Annotated in this window: 17 protein-coding genes; 9 read left to right on the top strand and 8 right to left on the bottom strand. The window is 69.6% G+C overall.

Going from position 1 to position 21,745, the window contains the following annotated elements; all coding sequences use genetic code 11:
• Positions 1-90: 90 nt before the first annotated feature.
• Both WG902_RS05865 and WG902_RS05860 read right to left on the bottom strand, forming a co-directional pair.
• Positions 91-900 (bottom strand): carbon-nitrogen hydrolase family protein, encoded by an 810-nt coding sequence (locus WG902_RS05865; RefSeq protein WP_340059015.1) that lies wholly within the window; start codon positions 898-900, stop codon positions 91-93.
• A 13-nt stretch (positions 901-913) separates the two neighbouring features.
• Positions 914-5,062 (bottom strand): YhdP family protein, encoded by a 4,149-nt coding sequence (locus WG902_RS05860; protein ID WP_340059014.1) that lies wholly within the window; start codon positions 5,060-5,062, stop codon positions 914-916.
• A gap of 102 nt (positions 5,063-5,164) precedes the next feature.
• On the opposite strand from WG902_RS05860, the gene glnE reads away from it, so the two are divergent.
• The 4 genes from glnE to WG902_RS05840 are packed head-to-tail and all read left to right on the top strand — an operon-like array spanning position 5,165 to position 13,511.
• On the top strand, positions 5,165-7,861 hold the full coding sequence (gene glnE, locus WG902_RS05855; RefSeq protein WP_340059447.1) for a bifunctional [glutamate--ammonia ligase]-adenylyl-L-tyrosine phosphorylase/[glutamate--ammonia-ligase] adenylyltransferase: 2,697 nt from the start codon (positions 5,165-5,167) through the stop codon (positions 7,859-7,861).
• 16 nt (positions 7,862-7,877) lie between these two features.
• A complete protein-coding gene (locus WG902_RS05850; RefSeq protein WP_340059013.1) occupies positions 7,878-9,299 on the top strand; it encodes an efflux transporter outer membrane subunit in 1,422 nt (473 codons plus the stop codon).
• A gap of 28 nt (positions 9,300-9,327) precedes the next feature.
• Positions 9,328-10,431 (top strand): efflux RND transporter periplasmic adaptor subunit, encoded by a 1,104-nt coding sequence (locus WG902_RS05845; RefSeq protein ID WP_445263655.1) that lies wholly within the window; start codon positions 9,328-9,330, stop codon positions 10,429-10,431.
• On the top strand, positions 10,431-13,511 hold the full coding sequence (locus WG902_RS05840) for an efflux RND transporter permease subunit (RefSeq protein WP_340059445.1): 3,081 nt from the start codon (positions 10,431-10,433) through the stop codon (positions 13,509-13,511). Before WG902_RS05845 ends, WG902_RS05840 begins: the two co-directional genes overlap by 1 nt.
• On the opposite strand, the gene rfaE2 is transcribed toward WG902_RS05840, so the two are convergent.
• Positions 13,498-13,977: a D-glycero-beta-D-manno-heptose 1-phosphate adenylyltransferase gene (gene rfaE2, locus WG902_RS05835; protein ID WP_340059012.1), complete on the bottom strand. Its 480-nt coding sequence runs from the start codon at positions 13,975-13,977 to the stop codon at positions 13,498-13,500. The genes WG902_RS05840 and rfaE2 overlap by 14 nt on opposite strands.
• A complete protein-coding gene (locus WG902_RS05830; protein WP_340059011.1) occupies positions 13,974-14,834 on the bottom strand; it encodes a ferritin-like domain-containing protein in 861 nt (286 codons plus the stop codon). Before WG902_RS05830 ends, rfaE2 begins: the two co-directional genes overlap by 4 nt.
• A gap of 154 nt (positions 14,835-14,988) precedes the next feature.
• Here WG902_RS05830 and WG902_RS05825 point away from each other — a divergent pair, with 154 nt between their 5' ends.
• On the top strand, positions 14,989-15,573 hold the full coding sequence (locus tag WG902_RS05825) for a glutathione peroxidase (RefSeq protein WP_340059010.1): 585 nt from the start codon (positions 14,989-14,991) through the stop codon (positions 15,571-15,573).
• Positions 15,574-15,987: 414 nt separating this feature from the next.
• Here WG902_RS05825 and WG902_RS05820 read toward each other — a convergent pair whose 3' ends face one another.
• The gene (locus tag WG902_RS05820; RefSeq protein WP_340059009.1) at positions 15,988-16,602 is read right to left on the bottom strand and encodes a glutathione S-transferase family protein; all 615 of its coding nucleotides are present in this window, start codon (positions 16,600-16,602) and stop codon (positions 15,988-15,990) included.
• An 80-nt stretch (positions 16,603-16,682) separates the two neighbouring features.
• On the opposite strand from WG902_RS05820, the gene purB reads away from it, so the two are divergent.
• On the top strand, positions 16,683-18,062 hold the full coding sequence (purB, locus tag WG902_RS05815; RefSeq protein WP_340059008.1) for an adenylosuccinate lyase: 1,380 nt from the start codon (positions 16,683-16,685) through the stop codon (positions 18,060-18,062).
• Between the two features lie 13 nt (positions 18,063-18,075).
• The gene (locus WG902_RS05810) at positions 18,076-18,636 is read left to right on the top strand and encodes a YaeQ family protein (protein ID WP_340059007.1); all 561 of its coding nucleotides are present in this window, start codon (positions 18,076-18,078) and stop codon (positions 18,634-18,636) included.
• Between the two features lie 3 nt (positions 18,637-18,639).
• Here WG902_RS05810 and WG902_RS05805 read toward each other — a convergent pair whose 3' ends face one another.
• From WG902_RS05805 to WG902_RS05795, 3 genes are all read right to left on the bottom strand, one after another.
• Positions 18,640-19,473 carry a calcium-binding protein gene (locus WG902_RS05805; RefSeq protein WP_340059006.1) on the bottom strand — a complete coding sequence of 278 codons (834 nt, stop codon included), beginning with the start codon at positions 19,471-19,473 and terminating at the stop codon, positions 18,640-18,642.
• 84 nt (positions 19,474-19,557) lie between these two features.
• Positions 19,558-19,857 (bottom strand): putative signal transducing protein, encoded by a 300-nt coding sequence (locus WG902_RS05800; RefSeq protein ID WP_340059005.1) that lies wholly within the window; start codon positions 19,855-19,857, stop codon positions 19,558-19,560.
• A gap of 2 nt (positions 19,858-19,859) precedes the next feature.
• Positions 19,860-20,309, bottom strand: a complete 450-nt coding sequence (locus WG902_RS05795) for a DUF3717 domain-containing protein (RefSeq protein ID WP_340059004.1) — start codon at positions 20,307-20,309, stop codon at positions 19,860-19,862.
• Between the two features lie 295 nt (positions 20,310-20,604).
• Between WG902_RS05795 and WG902_RS05790 the strand changes: the two genes are divergently transcribed.
• Together WG902_RS05790 and WG902_RS05785 are read left to right on the top strand one after the other, a co-directional pair.
• Positions 20,605-21,291: a TerC family protein gene (locus WG902_RS05790; protein ID WP_340059003.1), complete on the top strand. Its 687-nt coding sequence runs from the start codon at positions 20,605-20,607 to the stop codon at positions 21,289-21,291.
• A gap of 22 nt (positions 21,292-21,313) precedes the next feature.
• Positions 21,314-21,709 carry a hypothetical protein gene (locus WG902_RS05785; RefSeq protein ID WP_340059002.1) on the top strand — a complete coding sequence of 132 codons (396 nt, stop codon included), beginning with the start codon at positions 21,314-21,316 and terminating at the stop codon, positions 21,707-21,709.
• Positions 21,710-21,745: the final 36 nt, after the last annotated feature.

Here is a 21,745-nt window from a genome sequence, read left to right as displayed (position 1 = left end):
GAACCTCCCCCAGGCTTGTCCGCTGCGCGGCCTGCGCCTCCCCCCTCCGCAAGCGGAGGGGGCGAGCGCCTTCGGGCGGCCGTGCGGCGCTCACAGCACCCGGTGGCCGAGCGCGGGCAGTTGCTGCCGCACTTGCTGCAGGCGTTCGATCGACAGGTCCGCGATCACCACGCCTTCGCCTTCCTCGGCGCGCTGCGACAGCACGCCGCCCCACGGATCCACGAGCATGGAATGCCCCCAGGTGCGGCGGCCGTTCTCGTGGCGGCCGCCCTGCGCCGGCGCGACCACGAACGCCAGGTTCTCGACGGCGCGGGCGCGCAGCAACAGCTCCCAGTGCGCCTGGCCGGTGGTGTAGGTGAAGGCGCTCGGCACCAGCAGCAGGTCCGCGCCAAGGCCGCGGTACAGCTCCGGAAAGCGCAGGTCGTAGCACACCGACAGGCCGACCCGCCATGCATGGCCGTCGCGAGACGGCAGCGTGAACGCCTGCAGGGCGCTGCCCGGCTCGATGACGCGCGACTCGTCGTACTGCTCGCGGCCGTTGTCGAACCGGAACAGGTGGATCTTGTCGTAGCGCGCGACGCACTCGCCCCGCGGCGAATAGGCCAGGCTGGTGTTGCGGACATGCGCCGCATCGGCGCCGGACAGGGGCAGCGTGCCGCCGACGATCCACAAGCCGAGGCTGCGCGCCTGCTGCGCGAGGAAGTCCTGCACGGGGCCGCTGCCGAAGGATTCGCGCACCTCCAGCTTGTCGGTGTCTCGCCGTCCCATCAGGCAGAAATACTCCGGCAGCACGGCCAGCTCCGCGCCGGCGCCCGCAGCCGCGGCCAGCAGGCGCGCGGCCGCGTCGAGATTGCCTGTCACGGTGGTGCCGGAGACGGTCTGCAGCGCGGCGACTTTCATGCAAGGCTCCTGTTCAACGCATGGCCGGCTCGTCCGGCCTGCCGGAAGTGGCCCTCGCCGCGCCGGCGGCGTCGGCCCCCCCGCTGCTGCGCGGCACGCGGGTGATCTTCGGGTCGGTCCACGTCCCGTCGATGTGGAACTCCTGCGTCGCCGCCTTCATCAGCGGATCCCGCAGGAAGTACTGCGCCAGGAACGTGGCCAGGCCGATGGCCGGGTTGATCGCCGTGGCGACCAGTGACGCCGTGCCGGCATTGATCTCCGGCACGACCAGCACCTTCACGTTCTGCGTCTCGCGCGCGATGTCGGCCTTGCCCTCCATCAGCACCGCGGCATTCACGCCCTTCATCTGCAGGTTGTTGGTGGCGGCGATGCCCTGCTCGATGGCGATGTCCCCGCGGACGAAGTCGAAGGTGAAGCCTTCGCTGAAGACATCGCGGAAGTCCAGCGCAAGGCGGCGCGGCAGCGACTGCAGGCTCAGCACGCCGAGCAGCTTGGCCAGCCCCGGGTCGGCCTTGAGGAACTGGCCGTTCTCCACGTTGACGTTGAAGGATCCGGACATGCTCGGGTAATCGAAGGTCAGCGGCGAGCCTGTCCACGCCACCGTGCCCTCCATGGCGCCCGTGCCGCGCCGCACGACGTCCTTCATGCCGAAGCGCGCCAGCGCCAGCCCCGCATCCGCGATGTCCACCCGGAATTTCACCGCGGTGCGGCGGCGCTCGCCCGGCCGGCCTTCGCGCCGCGGCCCGCCCGGCGCCACGGCCTGGGCGCCGACCTCCGCCCAGTTGCCCGAGGCCGCGAACGTGGCTTCGGGCATCGACAGGGTCAGCTTGTTCAGGCGCCATTCGCGGATGCCTCCTTCGCGCACCACGGTGCCCGCCCCGCGGTTCACCGCATCGATTTCCAGCCGGCCGAGGCGGCGGCCCTTGAGCTCGAACTCGTCGACGACCACGTCCAGCGCGGGAATGTTGCCGGGCTGCTGCTCGAGCAATGCTTCGACCTGGCTGGCCGCCGCTGCCGCGATGCTCAGGCGCGTCAGGCGCGCGTAGACGCGTCCCGAGCCGCTCGCCTGCGGCTGCCGGTATTCGACGTAGCCATTGAGCTGCTCGGCATCGACGTTGGCCCGCCAGACGCGCCCGTCGCGCGAGCCGCCGACCACCAGGTGGTTCAGCGTGCGTCCCTCGACACTGAGTTCGCGCGCCCGCAGCGCTATCACCGACGGCAAGTAGGACTGGGCTGCGGACCGGAGGTCCGTGGGGGCCGGCGGGGCCGCGCCCGCCACCGGTGCGGCTGCCGCAACAGGAGCGCCGACCAGGCGGTCCACCGCCGCTTCCCACGCATCCACGTTCAGCTGCGCCAGCTGCACGTTGGCGGTCACGCCTTCCTGCGGCATCACCACGCTTTCGCCGGGCGACAGGCCGATGGCGATGGTGCCCCGCAACACCCTGGGCTCGGGCGTCGAGAGGTCGCGCACGTAGGTCACCGCGGCCAACCGGCCCAGCTCGAAGCTCAGCACCTCCTGCGGCGGCGCGCCAGCCGCCAGCGACTCGCGCGTCAGCGCCGTCTCGTACCGCATCGGCAGCGTCGTTTCCGCGCTCTTGCCCAGCGGCGCGGGGAGATCGACGGCCAACCCCTGCAGGCTGCTGTTGACATGCACTTCCGGATGGCCGCGGCGCACCGTCAGCGCCAGCGTGTACGGGGTGCTGCCGGAAAAGTCGCGCGCCAGGCGCGACACGAAGCCCAGCTCGCGGGCCTGGCGCAAGCCCTCCGCCGTCACGGTGCCCTGCGCGCGCAGTTGCACCGCCTGCACCTCGCCGGCCGCAGGGGGACGGATGCCGCCTTCGATGCGCACGTCGCCGCCCAGTGCCCGCGCCTGCACGCCGGCAAGCTGGAAGCCCCGGTCGGAAAACACCACCGCGCCGCGGGCGCGCGACAGCATCGGGCTGTCCGGCGTGACCTGCAGGTCATTGCCGGCCAGCGTGACCGTTCCCAGCACGCGGGACTGCGCGAGGTCCCGGATGGGCAGCAGCAGCTCCAGGTCCACGTCCGCATTGCCGCTGCCGCTGGCGCGCGCCATCGCATCGCCGATCAACGCCGCAATCGGCGAGGTGTTCACCACCGCCAGCGAATCGGCCAGCGGGCCGCGCACCTTGCCTTGCACGCGCACCTGGGTCTGCCGGAAGTCGGGGATCTGGGCCTGCGCCTCGACCTGCAGCCGGCCGGGAAACTGGCCCGCCGCACTGTTGATCTGCATCCCGTTGCCCTGGAACACCAGCTCGCCCGACAGGGCGGTCAGTGCCGGCCACCGCTTGCCCGCGCCGGCCGCGTCGTGAGGCACGTAGGCAAAGATCACGTCGCGCACTTGCGCGGTCACCAGGAATTCGCCGTTCTTGCCGTCGGCGAAAGGGAAGCGGCGCAGGTCGCCCTTGACGCGGAATTTCGCGCCGGTGGCGACGCCCGCGACCACCGACTCCTTCACGTAGTCGCGCGCGCGTTTCGACACGCCCAGCGGCAGGTAGCGCCAGACCCGCGTGCCGTCGGCGCGGCTCAGGCTGGCCTGCAGGTCCAGCGTGCCCGGAAATCTCTGGCCCCCCGGCGCATTCGCGTCACCGGTGCGCCAGCTGCCCTGCGCCTCGCCTTCGACATCGGCGCTGCTGAACTTGAGGTTGCGCACCTCCAGCGAAATCCGCTCGCCGTTGACCTGCCACTTCACGTCACCGGCCAGGCTGTCCATGGGCAGGGATGGCTCCTCGAACACGCCGGGGAAATCGAGCGCGCCGTCGACCACCACGAGCCGCGCCGTGCCGCCAGCCTGGTCGAGGTCGAAATCCAGCGCCGCGCCGCGCAGGCCCGGGACGCCGGCAGCTCCCTGCGGACTCGGCGACGCGGCAATCTCCAGCCGGCTGGCGCGGCCGCGCGCTTCGTACTTGACCGGCGCATCCAGCGGCCCCTGCCAGGTTGCCTGCAAGGTTTCCACCAGGCCTTGCGGCGCGTAGGTTTCCAGCGCGGCATGGGTGCGGGCGCCCAGCGGCAGCCGGCTGGCCAGCTGCCCCAGGGCGCCCAGGTCCAGCCGGTCGGCACGGATCTCGCCGCGCGCCGGCGCCTGCCCTTGCGCGTCGGTCCACGTGACCAGCACGTTGCCTCCCGGCCACTGGCGGCCGTCGGCGGTGGTGAACTGCAGCTCCTGGGTCCGGAAGGTGAAGCCGCCGGGCAGCCGCTCGCCACCGACGCGACCCGACACCGTCTGCAACAGGAGCGGTTGCAGGTGCGGCCCGAGCGAGGCACTCACGTCGGACAGCACCACATCCGCGGTGCCCCCGGTCACCTGGCCGTCCTCGATGTCGGCCCAGGCGCGCAGCCGACCTCGCCCCTTGGCGACGTCGATGCCCACATTGACGTGCCGGCGCAACTGCGCCAGGTCCACGACGCCGAAATCGCCGTGCAGTTCGCCGCTCCACTTGCGCCAGTCGCCGGCGCGGGCGGTGAGCAGCGGCTGGCGGAACACGCCGGCCAGCGTGAAGCGCTCGCCCCAGTCGCGCGGCGGCGTGGCGTCCAGCCGCAGCTGGTGGCGCCGCGCCTGGTTGCGCACGACCAGGTCCACCTGGGTCAGCGCCAGCAGCGGCGCGCCCCGCAGTTCGTCCGTCCATTGCAGCCGGCCGCGCTGGACGATGAATTCGGTCTGGCTGAAGAACCAGTCGGCAGCGCGCCCCTTGTTGTCGCTGCTGCGGGTGAAGTCCAGGCCGCCGACGAAGATGTGGCCGGCCGCGTCGCGCCGGATGTCCAGTTGCGGCTGGTCGATATAGAGCTGGTGGAAACCGAGATGGAGCAGCGAACGCGGCGACACCGCGGCCACCACCAGCGGCAGCCTCAGGGCCTCGCGGCCTTGCGGGTCCAGCAGCACCACGTCCTGCAGGGTGAAGGTGGGGATCAGCCCCTCCGTGCGCGCGCTGATGGCGCCGATGCGCACCGGCACGCCCAGGATGCGGCTGGCCCGGATTTCCACCTCGGGGCGCAGCTCGCCGATTCGCGGCACAATGAATCCATGAAGCGCACCCCACGCCAGCGCGAGCAGCAGCGAAACGGCCAGAAGCAGCCCCAACGTCCAACGGGCCGCTGCGGCAAACAACCTCAGCGTCCGTGAGGGAATCAGCGGCGTCGCATTCATGAAAGCATTGAAGTGGCGGGAATTATGACCCTCGGCACGGCGCCGGGCTTGCCGAAGGACGAAGTTGCTCCTGGCAACGGTGCGGCCGCTTCCTTCGCCGACATGGACGGCGGACCCGATTCCCTCTCCGGCCATCCGCGCTTCATCCAGCGGCTGCGGCGCCGCTACCCCGATGAACTGGCGCTGCTTCCGGCGGGCGTGCCGACCCCCGCAACCCTCGCGAGCACCTACGAGGCGTTGCGCGCGCGCGGCTTCGACACCGGGTCCGCGCTGCGCGTGCTGCGCCAGCTGGTCCTCGAGCGGCTGGCGGTGCTGGACTGCGACCAGCAGGCGCCGCTTTCCACGATCACGCTGGCCGTCACCGAACTGGCCGAGTTCGCCCTGGACGTCGCCTGCACCGAAGCTTTCACCCGCCTGGACGCCGACCATGGCGCCCCGCGCACCGCCGCAGGCGCGCGCGCGCAGCTCTGGGTGGTCGGCATGGGCAAGCTCGGCGCGCGCGAGCTGAATGTCTCCAGCGACATCGACCTGGTCTACGTGTTCGACGAAGACGGCGAGACGGCGGGCACGTCGGCCGGCCGCGGCCGGATCTCCAACCACGAGTATTTCGGCAAGGCGGTGAAGGCCATCTTCGGGCTGATCGGCGACGTCACCGAGCATGGCTTCGTGTTCCGCGTCGACCTGGCGCTGCGCCCCAATGGCAATTCCGGCCCGCCGGCGGTGTCGCTCGACGCCCTGGAGCACTATTTCCTGGTGCAGGGCCGCGAATGGGAGCGCTTCGCCTGGATGAAGAGCCGCGTGGTGGCGCCGCGCAGCGGCATCAAGGACCGCTCCGCCGAGGCGCTGCGCAGCGCGGTGCTGCCCTTCGTCTTTCGCCGCTACCTCGACTACGCGGTGTTCGATGCGCTGCGGGTGCTGCACCGGCAGATCCGCGAGCACGCCGCCCGCCGTGCCGCCGGCCGGCCGGAGCGCGCCAACGACGTCAAGCTGTCGCGCGGCGGCATCCGCGAGATCGAGTTCACCGTGCAGCTGCTGCAGGTGGTGCGCGGCGGCCAGTTTCCCGAGTTGCGCACGCGCCCGACGCTGCAGGCGCTCGAGCGGCTCGCCGTCGCCGGGCTGATGTCGCAAGGCACGGCCCGGTCCCTCGCCGACGCCTACATCTTCCTGCGGCGCGTGGAACACCGCATCCAGTACCTGGACGACCAGCAGACGCACGTGCTGCCCGGCGACGCGGACCTGACGTGGATCGCGCACTCCATGGGGTATGCCGATTGCTGCCCCTTCCTGCACGAGCTGGACGGGCACCGCGAGCTGGTGGCGGAGGAATTCGACAAGCTGCTGGGCGGCGGCATCGAGTGCAAGGGCTGCGCCGGCCCGCGCGGCCAGAAGGCGCCGCCCGACCTGGAAGACCTTCTCGAGCAACTGCCCGCGCAGCTGCAGCAGCGCATCGCGGCGTGGTGCAAGCACCCGCGCGTGATGGCGTTGCGCGACGACGCCCGCACCCGCCTGTCCAAGCTCATCGCGCGCACCGGCGTGTGGCTGCAGGAAGGCACCGTGGGCGAGGAGGCGGCGCTGCGGATGATCGACTGGATCGAACCGCTGCTGCGCCGCGAAAGCTACCTCGCGCTGCTGTGGGAGCGGCCGGGCGTGCACGAACGGTTGCTGCGCCTGCTGGGCGCCGCGCGCTGGCCGGCGCGCTACCTGATGCAGCACCCGGGCGTGATCGATGAACTGGCCAGCGACGGCCTGCTGGCGGAACGCTTCAGCGCCGAAGACTACGAGCGCGAGCTCGAACACCGGCGCCGCTCCCTGCAGATCACCGGCGAGGACGACGACGAGACGCTGCTGAACCTGCTGCGACGCGCGCACCATGCGGAGCTGTTCCGCACGCTGGCGCGCGACGTCGAGGGCGCGCTGACGGTGGAACAGGTGGCGGACGAACTGAGCGCCCTGGCCGACAGCACGCTGCGCGTCACCTCGCGCTGGTGCTGGGAGCGCCTGAAGCAGCGGCATCGCGACACGCCGCGCTTCGCGATCCTGGGCTACGGCAAGCTCGGAGGCAAGGAGCTGGGCTACGGCAGCGACCTCGACATCGTGTTCGTCTACGAGGACGACGACGAGCGCGCCCCGGACGCCTATGCGGCCTACGTGCGCAAGATCATCAACTGGCTGTCCACCAAGACGGCCGAGGGCGACCTGTTCGAGATCGACACGGCCCTGCGCCCCAACGGCAATTCGGGCCTGCTGGTCACCACCTTCCGCGCGTACGACGACTACCAGCAACGCCGCGGCAGCAACACGGCATGGACCTGGGAACACCAGGCCATGACCCGCGCCCGCTTCGTCGTCGGCCTGGAGGAGCTGCGCCCGCGCTTCGACGCGGTGCGCGAAGCGGTGATCACGGCCGAGCGCGACGTCGACGCGCTGCGGCGCGAGATCGTCGCCATGCGCGAGAAGGTGCGCAGCGCGCGCCCGGTCAAGGCCGGCAGCTTCGACCTGAAGCACAGCCCCGGCGGCATGGTGGACGCCGAGTTCGCCGTGCAGTTCCTGGTGCTGTCGCAGTCGGCGCGGCATCCCGAACTGGTGCCGAACGTCGGCAACATCGCGCTGCTGCAGCGTGCCGAAGGCGCGGGCCTGCTGCCGGCGGGGGTCGGCCACGCGGCCGCCTCCGCCTACCGCCAGCTGCGCCGGCGCCAGCACCACGCGCGGCTGGACGAGGAACCGACGCAGTTCGCCCAGCAGCAACTGCAAGCGGAACGCGACGCCATCCTGGCGCTGTGGCGCCACGTGTTCGGCTGAACTTCGAGACGGATCCATGAAGCACTTGCGCCCGGTAGCGGCGGCGGCCAGCTTGTTGTTGTTGCTCGCCGGTTGCGCCGTCCCCCGTCCCCCATCGTCCGTGGCCACTGAGGCTCCGCCTCGCTGGTATGCGTCGCTGCCGCATGGCGGAACGCTGTCCGACCTGCGCCAGTGGTGGCAGCAATTCAACGATCCCTTGCTGGTTGACCTGGTGGAGGCCGCGCAGACGGCGAACCCGGACATCGCGACCGCGGCCGCCCGCATTGCCGAGGCGCGCTCGGCCCGCGTGGCCGCGCGTGCCGCGCTGCTGCCCACCCTGGATGGCAACGCAACCCTCGAGCGCGGCAACGCGCTGCAGGGCTTGCCCCTGGCGGCAACCATCGGGCAGGCCGGACTCCAGTCCGCCTGGGAACTCGACTTGTTCGGCGGCCGCGGGGCGCAGTCGGACGCCGCGCAGGCGCGACTGGCCGGCGCCCAGGCGGGCTGGCATGAGGCGCGGGTGGCGGTGGCCGCGGAGACCGCCACCACCTACGTCGACCTGCGCACCTGCGAACGCCAGCTGGCGGTGACGCTCAACGACGCGCGTTCGCGCGTCGAGACCGCGCGACTCACGGGCCTGAGCGCGGAGGCCGGCTTCACCGCGCCGGCGGTGGCCGCGCAGGCCCGCGCGAGCGCGGCCGATGGCTCGGCGCGCGCCACCCAGCAGCAGGCGCAGTGCGACCTCACCGTGAAGGCATTGGTGGCGCTGACCGGCCTGCCGGAGCCGCAGCTTCGGCAGCGGCTGACCGTGCCGTGGGTGGAACCTTCGGGCTTCTCCTTGGCGGCGATCCCGTCGGTGCCTGCGCGGCTGCTGGCGCAACGGCCCGACGTGTTTGCCGCGGAGCGCGCCGTGGAGGCGGCCAGCGCCGACGTCGGGGCGGCCCGGGCCGACCGCTTCCCGCGACTGTCCCTCAGCGGCCGCATCGCCGGCGGTTTCATCCACGCGGGCGGCCAGACCAACGACCTGCAGACCTGGTCGATCGGGCCGCTGGCCCTGACGGTGCCGCTGTTCGACGCCGGCCGCCGCGCGGCCGCGGAGGACGCCGCGCAGGCGCGCTACGAGGAAGCGGCGATGCTGTATGCCGCGCGGGTGCGGCAGGCGGTGCGCGAAGTCGAGGAAGCCCTGGTCATCCTCGAGAGCGCGCGCCTGCGCGGCGACGACGCGCGTACCGCGGTGGAAGGCTACCGAACGTCCTTCGCCGCCACCGAAGCGCGCTACCGCAGCGGGCTGGGCAGCCTGATCGAACTGGAAGACCAGCGTCGCGTGGCCCTCGTCGCCGAGATCACGCTGGTGAACCTGCAGCGGGACCGCGTGGCCGCCTGGATCGCGCTCTACCGGGCGCTCGGCGGCGGCTGGGAACGACCGGACGAAACGTCGGCCGCCGCGCGCCGCGACTGAACCAGCAAAACAAGAAGGAACGAGCAACGTGAATCTCCTGTCCTCCCGCCTCGCTCGCGCCGGGGCGCTGCTGCTGGCGCTGGCCCTGGCCGCCTGCGGCGACAAGGCCGCCGACGCCAAGGTCGCCCCGAAACCGGCGCTCACCGTGACCACCACCACGCCGACGCAGGCCATGCTGCCGCTCACCTTGCCGGCCAACGGCAACCTGGCTGCCTGGCAGGAGGCCAGCATCGGCGCCGAGGCCGGCGGCCAGCGCATCGCGGAAGTGCACGTGGGCGTGGGAGACCAGGTCCGGCGCGGGCAGGTGCTGGCACGCTTTGCCGGCGAGACGCTGCGGGCGGATGTGGCGCAGGCGCGCGCGGCGCTGGCCGAGGCCGAGGCGAGCGCCGCGGACGCCGCCAACAACGCGGCCCGGGCCCGCACGCTGCAGGAGACCGGCGCCATGAGCGCCTCGCAGATCAACCAGTACCTCACGGCGGAGAAGACGGCGCAGGCGCGCGTCGCGGCCACGCGCGCGCAACTGCAGGCCCAGGATGTCCGCCTGGGCCAGACGGAGGTGCACGCGCCGGACGACGGCATCATTTCCGCCCGCTCCGCCACGGTTGGTGCGGTGGTGGGCAACGGCACGGAGCTGTTCCGCCTGATCCGCAAGGGCCGCCTCGAGTGGCGCGCCGAGGTCACCTCGGCGGAGCTCGGACGCATCACGCCCGGCACGCGCGCCCTCATCACGGCCCCGAGCGGCGCGCGACTGGAAGGCCGCGTGCGCATGATCGGGCCGACGGTCGATCCCCAGAGCCGGCTGGCGCTCGTCTACGTGGACGTGACTTCGCTGCCGGGTCCGGCGGCGGGCAGTGCGCGTGCCGGCATGTTCGCCCGCGGCGAGTTCGACTTGGGTGCGCAACCGGCGCTGACCGTGCCGCAGCCGGCGGTGGTGGTGCGCGAGGGATTCAGCTACGTCTTCCGCGTCAATCCGGACAACCGCGTCAGCCAGGTGAAGGTGGAGATCGGCCGCATCGCCGGCGACCGCCTGCAGGTGCTGTCGGGACTGACGCCCGACATGCGCATCGTGGCCAGCGGCGGCGGCTTCCTGAACGACGGCGACCTGGTGCGCGTGGTGGCGGCCAAGCCATGATGAATCTCTCGTCCTGGTCCATCCGCAACCCGATCCCGGCGGTGATGCTGTTCGTGATGTTCACGTTCGGGGGCCTGCTGTCCTTCAACGCGATGAAGGTGCAGAACTTCCCGGACATCGACCTTCCGACCATCATGGTGACCGCGTCGTTGCCGGGCGCCGCACCGGCGCAGCTGGAAACGGACGTGGCGCGCAAGCTGGAGAATTCCATCGCCACCGTGCAGGGGCTCAAGCACGTCTACAGCAAGGTGCAGGACGGCGTGGTGACCATCACCGCGGAATTCCGGCTGGAGAAACCGGTGCAGGAGGCCGTGGACGACGTCCGTTCCGCGGTGACCCGGGTGCGCGCGGACCTGCCCGCGGACCTGCGCGATCCGATCATCACCAAGCTGGAACTGGCGGGCCAGCCGGTGCTGGCCTTCACCATCGCCTCGCGCGCGATGGACGAGGAAGCGCTGTCCTGGTTCGTGGACAACGAGATCTCGCGCAAGCTGCTGACCGTGCGCGGCGTCGGCGCCGTCGGCCGGGTGGGGGGCGTGAACCGGGAGATCCGCGTTGCGCTGGACCCGGTGCGCCTGCAGGCGCTGGGGGCCACGGCGGCGGACATCTCGCGCCAGCTGCGCCAGGTGCAGACCGAAAGCGCGGGCGGCCGCACCGACGTGGGCGGCGGCGAGCAGCCGGTGCGCACCCTGGCCACCGTGCAGACGGCGCGCCAGATCGGCGAGATCCAGATTTCGCTGGCGGGCGGCCGCACCATCCGGGTCAACGACGTGGCCGACGTGACGGACACCACTGCCGAACAGCGGTCTGCGGCGTTGCTCAATGGCAAGCCCGTGGTCGGCTTCGAGGTGTCGCGCAGCCGCGGCGAAAGCGAAGTCGCGGTCGGCGCGGCGGTGCAGCAGGCCCTGGCCGAACTCAAGGCGCAGCACCCCGACATCGAACTCACCCAGGCCTTCGACTTCGTGACCCCGGTGCAGGAGGAATACGAGGGCTCGCTGCACCTGCTGTACGAAGGCGCCGCGCTGGCCGTGCTGGTGGTCTGGCTGTTCCTGCGCGACTTTCGCGCCACCTTCGTCTCCGCCGTCGCGCTGCCGATGTCGGTGCTGCCCGCCTTCATCGGGATGTACCTGCTCGGGTTTTCCATCAACGTCATCACGCTGCTGGCGTTGTCGCTGGTGGTCGGCATCCTGGTGGACGACGCGATCGTGGAGGTCGAGAACATCGTGCGCCACCTGCGCATGGGCAAGAGCCCGTACGAAGCCGCGATGGAGGCGGCCGACGAGATCGGGCTGGCGGTGGTCGCGACCACCTTCACCCTGATCGCGGTGTTCCTGCCCACCGCGTTCATGAGCGGCATTGCGGGCAAGTTCTTCAAGCAGTTCGGCTGGACGGCGGCGCTGGCCGTGTTCGCCTCGCTGATCGTGGCGCGCGTGCTCACGCCCATGATGGCCGCGTACATGCTCAAGCCGATCGTCACCCAGGAGAAGGAGCCGAAGTGGTTGACGATCTACATGAAGATGGTGAACTGGAGCATGCGCCACCGCGTGGTGACGATGGTGCTGGCGACGCTGTTCTTCTTCGGCTCCGTGGCCCTGATCCCGCTGCTGCCCACCGGCTTCATCCCGCCGGACGACAACTCGCAAACGCAGGTCTACATCGAGCTGCCGCCGGGCTCGACCCTGGCGCAGACACGCGACCTCTCGGAGCAGGCGCGCCGCGCCGTCATGCGCGTGCAGCACGTCAAGAGCGTCTACACCACCATCGGCGGCGGCAGCGCGGGCACCGACCCGTTCGCCAGCGCGGGCGCCGCCGAAGCGCGCAAGGCCACCCTGACGATCCTGCTGGCCGAGCGCGGCGAGCGGCCCCGCAAGCAGGCGATCGAAAACCAGATCCGCACGGCGCTGGAGCCGCTGCCCGGCGTGCGCAGCAAGGTCGGATTGGGCGGCTCCGGCGAGAAATACATCCTGGTGCTGACCGGGGAGGACCCGAAGGCGCTGCTGGCGGCATCGCTGGCCGTGGAAAAGGACTTGCGCACCATCCCCGGCCTGGGCCAGATCGCATCGACGGCCAGCCTGATCCGGCCCGAGATCGCGGTGCGGCCGGACTTCGCGCGGGCCGCCGACATGGGCGTGACCAGCGCCGCCATCGGCGAGACGCTGCGCATCGCCACCTCGGGCGACTACGACGTGTCGCTGCCGAAACTGAACCTGTCGCAGCGGCAGATCCCCATCGTGGTCAAGCTGCGGGAGGACGCGCGGCAGGACCTGCGCGTGCTGGAACGCCTGACGGTGCCCAGCGCGCGCGGCAACGTGATGCTCGGGCAGGTGGCGACCCTGGAGCTCACCGGTGGCCCGGCCGTGATCGACCGCTACGACCGCTCGCGCAACATCAACTTCGAGATCGAGCTGTCCGGCCAGCCGCTGGGCGACGTGGCGGCGGCGGTGCAGCAGCTGCCCTCCGTGCGCAACCTGCCGCCGGGCGTGAAGGTGGTGGAAGTCGGCGATGCGGAGGTGATGGGCGAGCTGTTCGCCAGCTTCGGCCTGGCCATGCTCACCGGGGTGCTGTGCATCTACATCGTGCTGGTGCTGCTGTTCAAGGACTTCCTGCACCCCGTGACCATTCTCAGCGCGCTGCCGCTGTCGCTGGGGGGCGCCTTCGTCGGCTTGCTGCTGGCGCAGAAGAGCTTCTCCATGCCGTCGCTCATCGGGCTGATCATGCTGATGGGGATCGCCACGAAGAACTCGATCCTGCTGGTGGAGTACGCCATCGTCGCGCGGCGCGACCACGGCATGAGCCGCTTCGATGCGCTGCTGGATGCGTGCCACAAGCGGGCCCGTCCGATCGTCATGACGACCATCGCGATGGCCGCCGGCATGCTGCCCATCGCCATCGGCTTCGGCACGGCCGACCCCAGCTTCCGCTCACCGATGTCGATCGCCGTGATCGGCGGCCTGTTCACGTCGACGGTGCTCAGCCTGCTGGTGGTGCCGGTGGTGTTCGAGTACGTCGACGACGTCGAGCACTGGCTGCGCAAGCAGGAGGCGCGCATACGGCGTAAGCCGCCGCCTACGAAGACTTGATCCGGCGGACCAGGTTGGTCGTCGAATACCCATCGACGAAGGGGATGGCGACCGCGCTGCCGCCGTAGCTTTCCACCAGCGCCGTCTCCGCCAGCTTGCGCATGTCGTAGTCGCCGCCCTTCACGTACACCTGCGGCCTGAGCTCGGAGAGCAATTCCACGGGTGTGTCTTCGTCGAACCAGGTGACCAGGCTCACCGACGCCAGCGCGGCGATGACGACGGCGCGGTCCTGTTGCGCGTTCAGCGGCCGGTCGGGGCCTTTGCCGAGGCGGCGGGCGGAGGCGTCGGTATTGAGGGCCACGACCAGGCTGCCGCCCAGCGCCCGGGCCTGCGCCAGGTAGGTGACGTGGCCGCGGTGCAGGACGTCGAAGACGCCATTGGTGAAAACGACGGGGCCCGCGAGGGCCCCGATGCGTGCGGCAGCTTCCCGCCGCGAAACGATCTTGTCGAGGAAGTCCGGGCTCACACCGGGGTGGGCGCGCCGGCGCCGCTGGCCAGGCCGGCCTGCAGTTCCTTGCGGTAGCGATTGAGCTCCTGCACGCTCTTGAAGCTGCGGTCCATCAGCAGGCTCAGGTTGTGCAGGATGCGCTCGACCACCTTGGACTCCCACACGGCGTCGAACTTGATCTGGGTGTCCAGCCAGTGCTCGAGCCATTCCGGGTTGGGCAGGCGCGACTGGATGGTGTCGCGCGGAAAGAGCGCCTTGTTGACGTGCAGGTTGGTCGGGTGCAGCGCCTGCGCCGTGCGGCGCGCGCTGGCCATCAGCACACCCACCTTGGCAAACGCGGCCTTGGCCTCGTTGCCGAACTTGTTGATCGCCCGCTTCATGTAGCGCAGGTAGGCGCCGCCGTGCCGGGCTTCGTCCTGGCTCAGCGTCTGGTAGATGTGCTTGATCACCGGCTCGGTGTGCCATTCGGCGGCGCGGCGGTACCAGTGGTTCAGCCGGATCTCGCCGCAAAAGTGCAGCATCAGCGTTTCCAGCGGCGGGGCCTTCTCGAATTCGAAGCGCACTTCGTGCAGCTCCTCCTCGGTGGGCACCAGGTCGGGCCGGTAGCGCTTGAGGTATTCGATGAGCACCAGCGAATGCTTCTGTTCCTCGAAGAACCAGATCGACATGAAGGCCGAAAAGTCGCTGTCGTCCTTGTTGTCACGCAGGAACATCTCGGTGGCCGGCAGGGCCGACCACTCCGTGATGGCGTTCATCTTGATCGTCTGCGCCTGCTCCTCCGAAAGGAGCGCCGCGTCGAACTTGTCCCACGGGATGTCCTTGTCCATGTCCCATCGGACGGACTCGAGTTGCTTGAACAATTCCGGGTACAGCATGGCGCGGGAAGTCTTTCGTTGAACCCGCCATTTTAGGCTGCGGGCGGCACAAGCGCTTGACAGACAACATCGCAGCCTGCAGGGCCCCAAGGCCATGGGCTCCCGCGAACCGGGGCGCTGCCACACAATACACCTCTTTGCCCAAGGGCCGCGCATGAAAATCCCAGCCGTTCTTGCCCTCTTCCTGGCCGCCCCGCTGGGTGCGCCCCCGGCCGCGGCCCAGGCGCCCGGCCCGGCGGCAGCCACCGTGGACGCCGCCTGTCCGGCCCTGCTGCGGCACACCTTCCCGCGGCTGCAGGACGAAAAGCCCCAATCCCTTTGCCAGTACCGCGGCAAGGTGCTGCTGGTGGTCAACACGGCCAGCTTCTGCGGCTTCACGCCGCAATACGAAGGCCTGGAGAAGCTGCACGCCCGCTACAAGGACCGCGGCCTGGTGGTGCTGGGCTTCCCCTCCAACGATTTCGCCCAGGAGGCCGGCAGCAACAAGGAGATCGCGGACTTCTGCGAGAACACCTTCGGCGTCAAATTCCCGATGTTCGGCAAGACCGCCGTTCGCGGCAGCGATGCCAACCCGCTGTTTCGCCAGCTGGCCGAACAGACTGGCCGCGCGCCGCTCTGGAACTTCCACAAGTACCTGATCGGCCGGGACGGCAAGGCGGTGGCGAGCTACACCAGCCTGACCAAGCCGGACGACGCCACGCTGCTGAAGACGCTGGAGCAGCAACTGGCGGCGCGATAACGACGGCGGCCGGTTCACAAAAATTTACCACGGCCCTCAGGGCGGCCGGGAACCGCACCGGTGCGGGGGGACTCCATCACCGCAAGAGGCGAGACTCCACCGTTTTCCTGCTGCGAAGCCATCCGGACCCACGGGCCGCGGATGCAATCCCGAGGCGACTCTTCTCCTCCTCCCTCCCTCCCTCCTTCGTCAAGGGGCGCTTCGCGGCAATTTTCTTTCACCCGGAAAAGTCGTTCCGACTTTTCCGGGTGCTTGATCAGTACGACAAAGCCCGGCCAAGCCGGGCTTTGTCGTATGGGGGATGGCGCTGCAAGTTATTCCGGGGTTGCCGGGGTGCGGCTGCGCCGCAACCCGGCCTACGGGATTCCGGTCCGCTTGCTCGTAGGTCGGGTTGCGCGAAGCGCACCCCGACACTTACTTGGGGGCGGTTTCGATGAAGCTCGGGCGCGCCGCCAGCTTCTCGTACAACTTGCCAAGATTGGGGTAGCTTGTGCGCCAGTCGATGTCCGGGAACCGGAAGTCGACATAACCGAGCGCGCAGCCGACGGCGATGTCGGCCAGGCTGAGGTAGATGCCGGCGCAGAATGGCTTGTCGCCCAGGCCCTGGCTCATGGCCTTCAGGCTGGCGTGGGTCTTGTCGATCTGCCGGTCGATCCAGGCCTGGCTGCGCTCGCCCTTCTTGCGGTGCGCCCAGTTGGCCTCCAGCCGCGCGAGGATCAGGGCGTCCAGCACGCCATCGGCCAACGCTTCCCAGGTCTTGACTTCCGCGCGCTCGCGGCCGACGGCCGGAATCAGCTTGCCGACCGGCGACAGCGTGTCCAGGTATTCGACGATCACGCGCGAATCGAACAGCGCCTCGCCGCCTTCCATCACCAGGCACGGCACCTTGCCCAGCGGGTTGGAATGCATGATGGCGGTGTCGGCGGACCACACATCCTCCTCGACGAAGTGGTAGTCCAGCTTTTTCTCGGCCATGACCACGCGCACCTTGCGCACGTAGGGGCTGGAGGTGGAACCGATCAACTTCATGGGCGTTGCCTGGCGTGTTCGAGTTATGGGGGTGGGTGACGGAATCATTCTAGGGGAAGCCGCCGCCTACAATTCCGCGCATGGCACTCTCGACGATCTCCGCCCTCTCTCCGCTGGACGGTCGCTACGCCTCCCGGCTGGCGGCGCTGCGGCCCCTGATGAGCGAGCAGGGCTACATGCACAGGCGCGTGCAGGTGGAGGTGTGCTGGTTCATCGCGCTGTCCGACGCCGGCTTCGCGGAGTTCAAGCCCCTGTCGCCGGGAGCGCGCACCTATCTCCTGGGCCTGGTGAAGAACTTCTCCGAGGCCGATGCCCTGGCGATCAAGGAGATCGAGAAGACCACCAACCACGACGTGAAAGCCGTCGAGTACTGGATCAAGTCCCGCTTCGAGGCCCGCCCGGAACTGCGCCACGCCAGCGAGTTCGTGCACTTCGCCTGCACCAGCGAGGACATCAACAACACCAGCCATGCGCTGCAACTGAAGGGAGCGCGCGAACACGTCCTGTTGCCGGCCCTGGACACCGTGATCCAGAAGACGCGCGAGCTGGCGCATGCGCACGCCGAAGTTCCGATGCTCAGCCGCACGCACGGCCAGACCGCCAGCCCCACCACCGTCGGCAAGGAACTCGCCAACGTGGCGGTGCGGCTGGCGGCGGCGCGGGAGAAGATCGCAGCGGTCAAGCTGCTGGCCAAGATGAACGGGGCGGTCGGCAACTACAACGCGCACCTGGCGGCATGGCCGGACCACGACTGGGAGGCCTTCAGCCGCAAGGTGGTGGAGTCGCCGGAACCGCTGGGCCTGGGCCTCGCGTTCCAGCCCTACAGCATCCAGATCGAACCGCACGACTACATGGCGGAACTGTTCGACGCGGTGGCCCGGGCGAACACCATCCTCATCGACTTCAGCCGCGACGTCTGGGGCTACATCAGCCTGGGCTACTTCAAGCAGAAGCTGCGCGAGGGCGAAATCGGCTCGTCCACGATGCCGCACAAGGTGAACCCGATCGACTTCGAGAACGCCGAAGGCAACCTGGGGCTGGCCAACGCGCTGCTGCGGCACCTGTCGGAGAAGCTGCCCATCTCGCGGTGGCAGCGCGATCTCACCGATTCCACGGTGCTGCGCAACATGGGCGTGGCGCTCGGTTATGCGACGCTGGCCTACCACTCGCTGGGCATCGGCATGGGCAAGCTGGAGCTCAACGAGGAAGCGCTGCGGCAAGACCTCGACGCGGCTTGGGAGGTGCTCGCCGAGCCGATCCAGACCGTGATGCGCCGCTACGGCCTGGAGGGTGCGTACGAGAAACTGAAGGAAGTCACGCGCGGCAAGACGGTGCAGGCCGCCGACCTGCACGCGCTGATCCGCTCGCTTCAGATCCCGCAGGCCGAGAAGGACAGGCTGCTGGCCATGACGCCGGCCAGCTACACCGGCAAGGCCGCCGAACTGGCGCGGCGCGCCTGACCGGTCCCGACCCTTGGCCATCAAATCCACCGTCTTCAAGGCGCAACTCGCCGTCGCCGACATCGACCACGGCTACTACGCGGACCATGCGCTCACGCTCGCCCGCCATCCCAGCGAAACCGACGAACGCATGATGGTGCGGCTGGCGGCGCTGGCCTTCCATGCGCATGAACTGCAAACGGTCTGCGGCGGCGACGGCACGCTGGCTTTCGGCAAGGGCCTCAGCGACCCCAGCGAGCCGGATGCATGGCTGCGCGACTTCACCGGCGCGACGCGCCTGTGGATCGAGGTCGGCCAGCCGGACGAAGTCGCGATGATGAAAGCCTGCCGGCAGGCCGACCAGGTGGCCGTCTATGCCTTCCACCATGCCGCGGAAGTCTGGTGGCGCGGCATCGAGACCAAGCTGACGCGACTGCCGAACCTGACGGTGTGGCGCGTCCCGGCCGAGGCCTCGCAGCAGCTCGCCGCGCTGGCGCAGCGCTCGATGCAGCTGCAGGCGACGCTGCAGGAAGACGTGCTGATGATGGGCGACGGCGCGCGCACCGTCGACATCGAGCCGCTGCGCTGGAAGTAGGCGCTAGAGGACCAGGTCCGCGACGCTGAGCGCGTTGACGCCGTTCAGCACGATCGCGAATTCGGCCGCGGCGTCGGAGTCGGTGTTCCCCATCAGCACGCCATCGACGAACCGCAGCTGGCCCGCGCGCGTGAAGTCCGCGCCCGCCCTGATGAAGCCGGTGAAGGCCTGGTTGGTGGCGGTCGCCGAGTTGGCATCGATGCCGGACAGGTCGATCCTGTCCACGCCGCGAACGAAGTCGGTGATCAGGTCGCTGGTGCGCAGGCCCGATTCCGTGGCCAGGTTGTAGTCGAACACGTCGGCGCCCGCATTGCCGGTCAGCCGGTCCGCTCCAGCGCCGCCGACCAGGGTGTCGTTGCCGCCATCACCCGACAGCACGTCGTTGCCGTTCATGCCTTTCATCAGGTCGTTGCCGCCGAAGCCGCGCATCTTGTCCGCGAACCTCGAAAGCAAGAAGGTGTCCGCGCCGGACATGGCAGTCGTCACGATCGACATGTCGTCTGCGGTGCTGGCCGTCAGGGCGGCACGGTAGAGGGAAACGGCGGAGACGTTGACGCCCTCCAGCACCCAGTCCATGGCCCATGCGGAGCCCGTCCACACTTCCGTCAGGACACCCGTCACGGTGCCGCCGGTGACCGCGTCCGCCTGCATCGTGAAGCCGGTGCCACCGAAGGCGGTGTTGTCCGGCCCTTCCTCGAACCAGAGGATGTCCTGGTAGACGATGCCGTTGTAGTTGACGTTCAGGTTGTCGTCGAAACCGGAGTCGTTGGCGGTGCGAAGGCCGCTGAGGTCCAGCTGGCTGTAGTCGATCGCGCGGGTGGCTTGCAGTTTGGCCATGGAGTGCCCGAAGATGTTGAAGGCACGCATTGCAACAGTTGTCCGACTTGGTTACAACCATCCATTCGGCATACGAAAAAAAGCTTACGGCATCGCCCGCCCGCAGTTCCAGCACGACTCGAACCCGCCTTCCACCATTTCGCCGCAGCTGCACAGCCAGCGGCGCTGCGGCAGGCTTTGCAGCTGCTCGAGCAGCACGCGCGCGGCGCCCTCCTGCTCCTCGTGGGCGATCCAGATTTCCGGCAGGCACTGGTCCGGCGGCAGCTGCCCCGCGGCGCCGGAGAGGAACTGGCGCTCGACGCTGGCCGTGATGCCAGCCTCGCGCAAAGTGTCCACCCACATCGCGGCAATCGCCAGGTTCGGAGCCTGCAGCAGCCGCCGCACGGTCAGCGCGGCTGCGGTGCGGCGGCGGGCTCGGCCTCCTCTGAAGCGCCCTCCGCCGCCCGCTCCGCGTACCGGTTGAAGCGCCAGGCATCGCCTTCCATGGTGATGCGGCGCCACACGTGGCGCTTCTCGGCCGGACTCATCTCGGTCCAGTGCCGCACTTCCTCGAACGTGCGGCCGCAGCCCTTGCACTCGGCGTCGCCCTGGCTGGTGGAGCAGATCGCGATGCACGGTGTGTCCGGCTGGGTGTCGAACCAGGCCTTCCAGGCCGCGAATGCCTTCGGCGGAAAGCCGGTCTCGTCGGCCTCGTCCTCGTGGTGGAACACCATCAGCGCGTACACCTCGGCCAGCGCTCGCAGCTCGGGGCCGAGCGTGACGCCATCGGTGGAGGGCGCGCGCTGGCGCCACCAGTTGATGGCGGCTTCGATGTCGGTGATGTGGATGCCGGCCATGGGTCGGGCGTTGAAAGCCCCAGGCCATGATAGCGCCCGCTTGCTGCACGACGGCGCGGCTTGTGGTCTAATCCGCCTGCGAAGGGGAGTAGCTCCCATCCGCGGCGCCAATCGCCGCGACTCGGTCCGCCGTCAATACGAAGCATTCGCTTCCGGCGCACCGGGCGGCCCCCACGGGCCGCTGAGCAAGACCTTCGATCGGGCCCGCGCGGCCTGGATCGAAGCCCGCTTTCGCCCCCGAAACGAAGCTCCATCCGCCGCCGGGCATGTTCACGTCCGACCGGAGCTCTCGTCCATGGAATTTCTCTCTGCCCCCTGGTGGTCCGCCCTGCTGGCCATCGTCCTGATCGACCTCGTGCTGGCGGGCGACAACGCCATCGTCATCGCATTGGCTGCCCGCAACCTGCCACCGCACCTGCAGAAAAAGGCAGTGCTCTGGGGCACGGTGGGCGCGATCGCCGTGCGCTCGCTGATGACGGTGGGCGTGGTCTGGCTGCTGAAGATCCCCGGGCTGATGCTGCTGGGCGGCCTCGGCCTGCTCTGGATCGCCTACCGGCTGGTTGCGGAAGATGAGCGCAAGGATGAACACGGTCCCGTGGTCACCACCTTCTGGGGCGCGATGAAGACCATCGTGATCGCCGACGCGCTGATGGGCGTGGACAACGTGCTCGGCGTGGCCGGGGCCGCCAACGGGGCGATGGACCTCGTGGTGCTGGGACTGCTGATCAGCGTGCCGATCGTGGTCTTCGGCAGCAAGGTCGTGCTCAAGCTGGTCGAACGCTTCCCGATCATCATCCAGCTCGGCGCCGCCGTTCTGGCCTTCACCGCCGGCAAGATGATCGTGGGCGAACCCATGCTCGATGCCGTGTTCGACCCGAATGCCATCGCCCGCTGGAGCACGTATGCTGCCTGCGTCGCCGGTGTGCTCGGCGCCGGCTGGTGGGCTGCCCGCGCCTCGCGGGAGCCGGCCCAGGCCGGCTGAGCGCCGGCCCAAGGAGCCCGAGATGGACAAGGTCATCGTGTACCTGGACGATCCCGCCTACGCCTGCCAGCACATGGCTGGCGGCAGCGCGCCCACGCACTGGGTGCTGGTGGCCTGCGCGCCGCGGGCGACGCATCGCATCAGCAAGTGGGTCAGTCATTCGGCCCGCGAGAACTGGCGCGCCAAGTGGGCGGGCAAGCTGTTCGACCAGGTGGTGCCTGCGCTGCGTGCGCGCGGCGACGACGTCACGCCCATCCTCGCCCGCGGGCCGCTGCCCGAGCTGACCCGCACGCTGATGGCGGAGCACGGGACCGCGCGGGTGCTCGACGTGCGTCGCCCCAAGGCGCCGGCAGACGACGGCCGGGGGCCCGCGGCCCTGCTGGGCCTGGGCGCGATGCTGCTGCTGGCCGCCGACTAGGCCCGGCGGCGAGGCGGCCCTGCAGCTCGGCTGCTA

The organism is Ramlibacter sp. PS3R-8, from assembly GCF_037572435.1.
Lineage (GTDB): Bacteria > Pseudomonadota > Gammaproteobacteria > Burkholderiales > Burkholderiaceae_C > Ramlibacter.
Note: the sequence above shows the minus strand (reverse complement) of the source record. Positions and strands in the feature narration are given on the sequence as shown.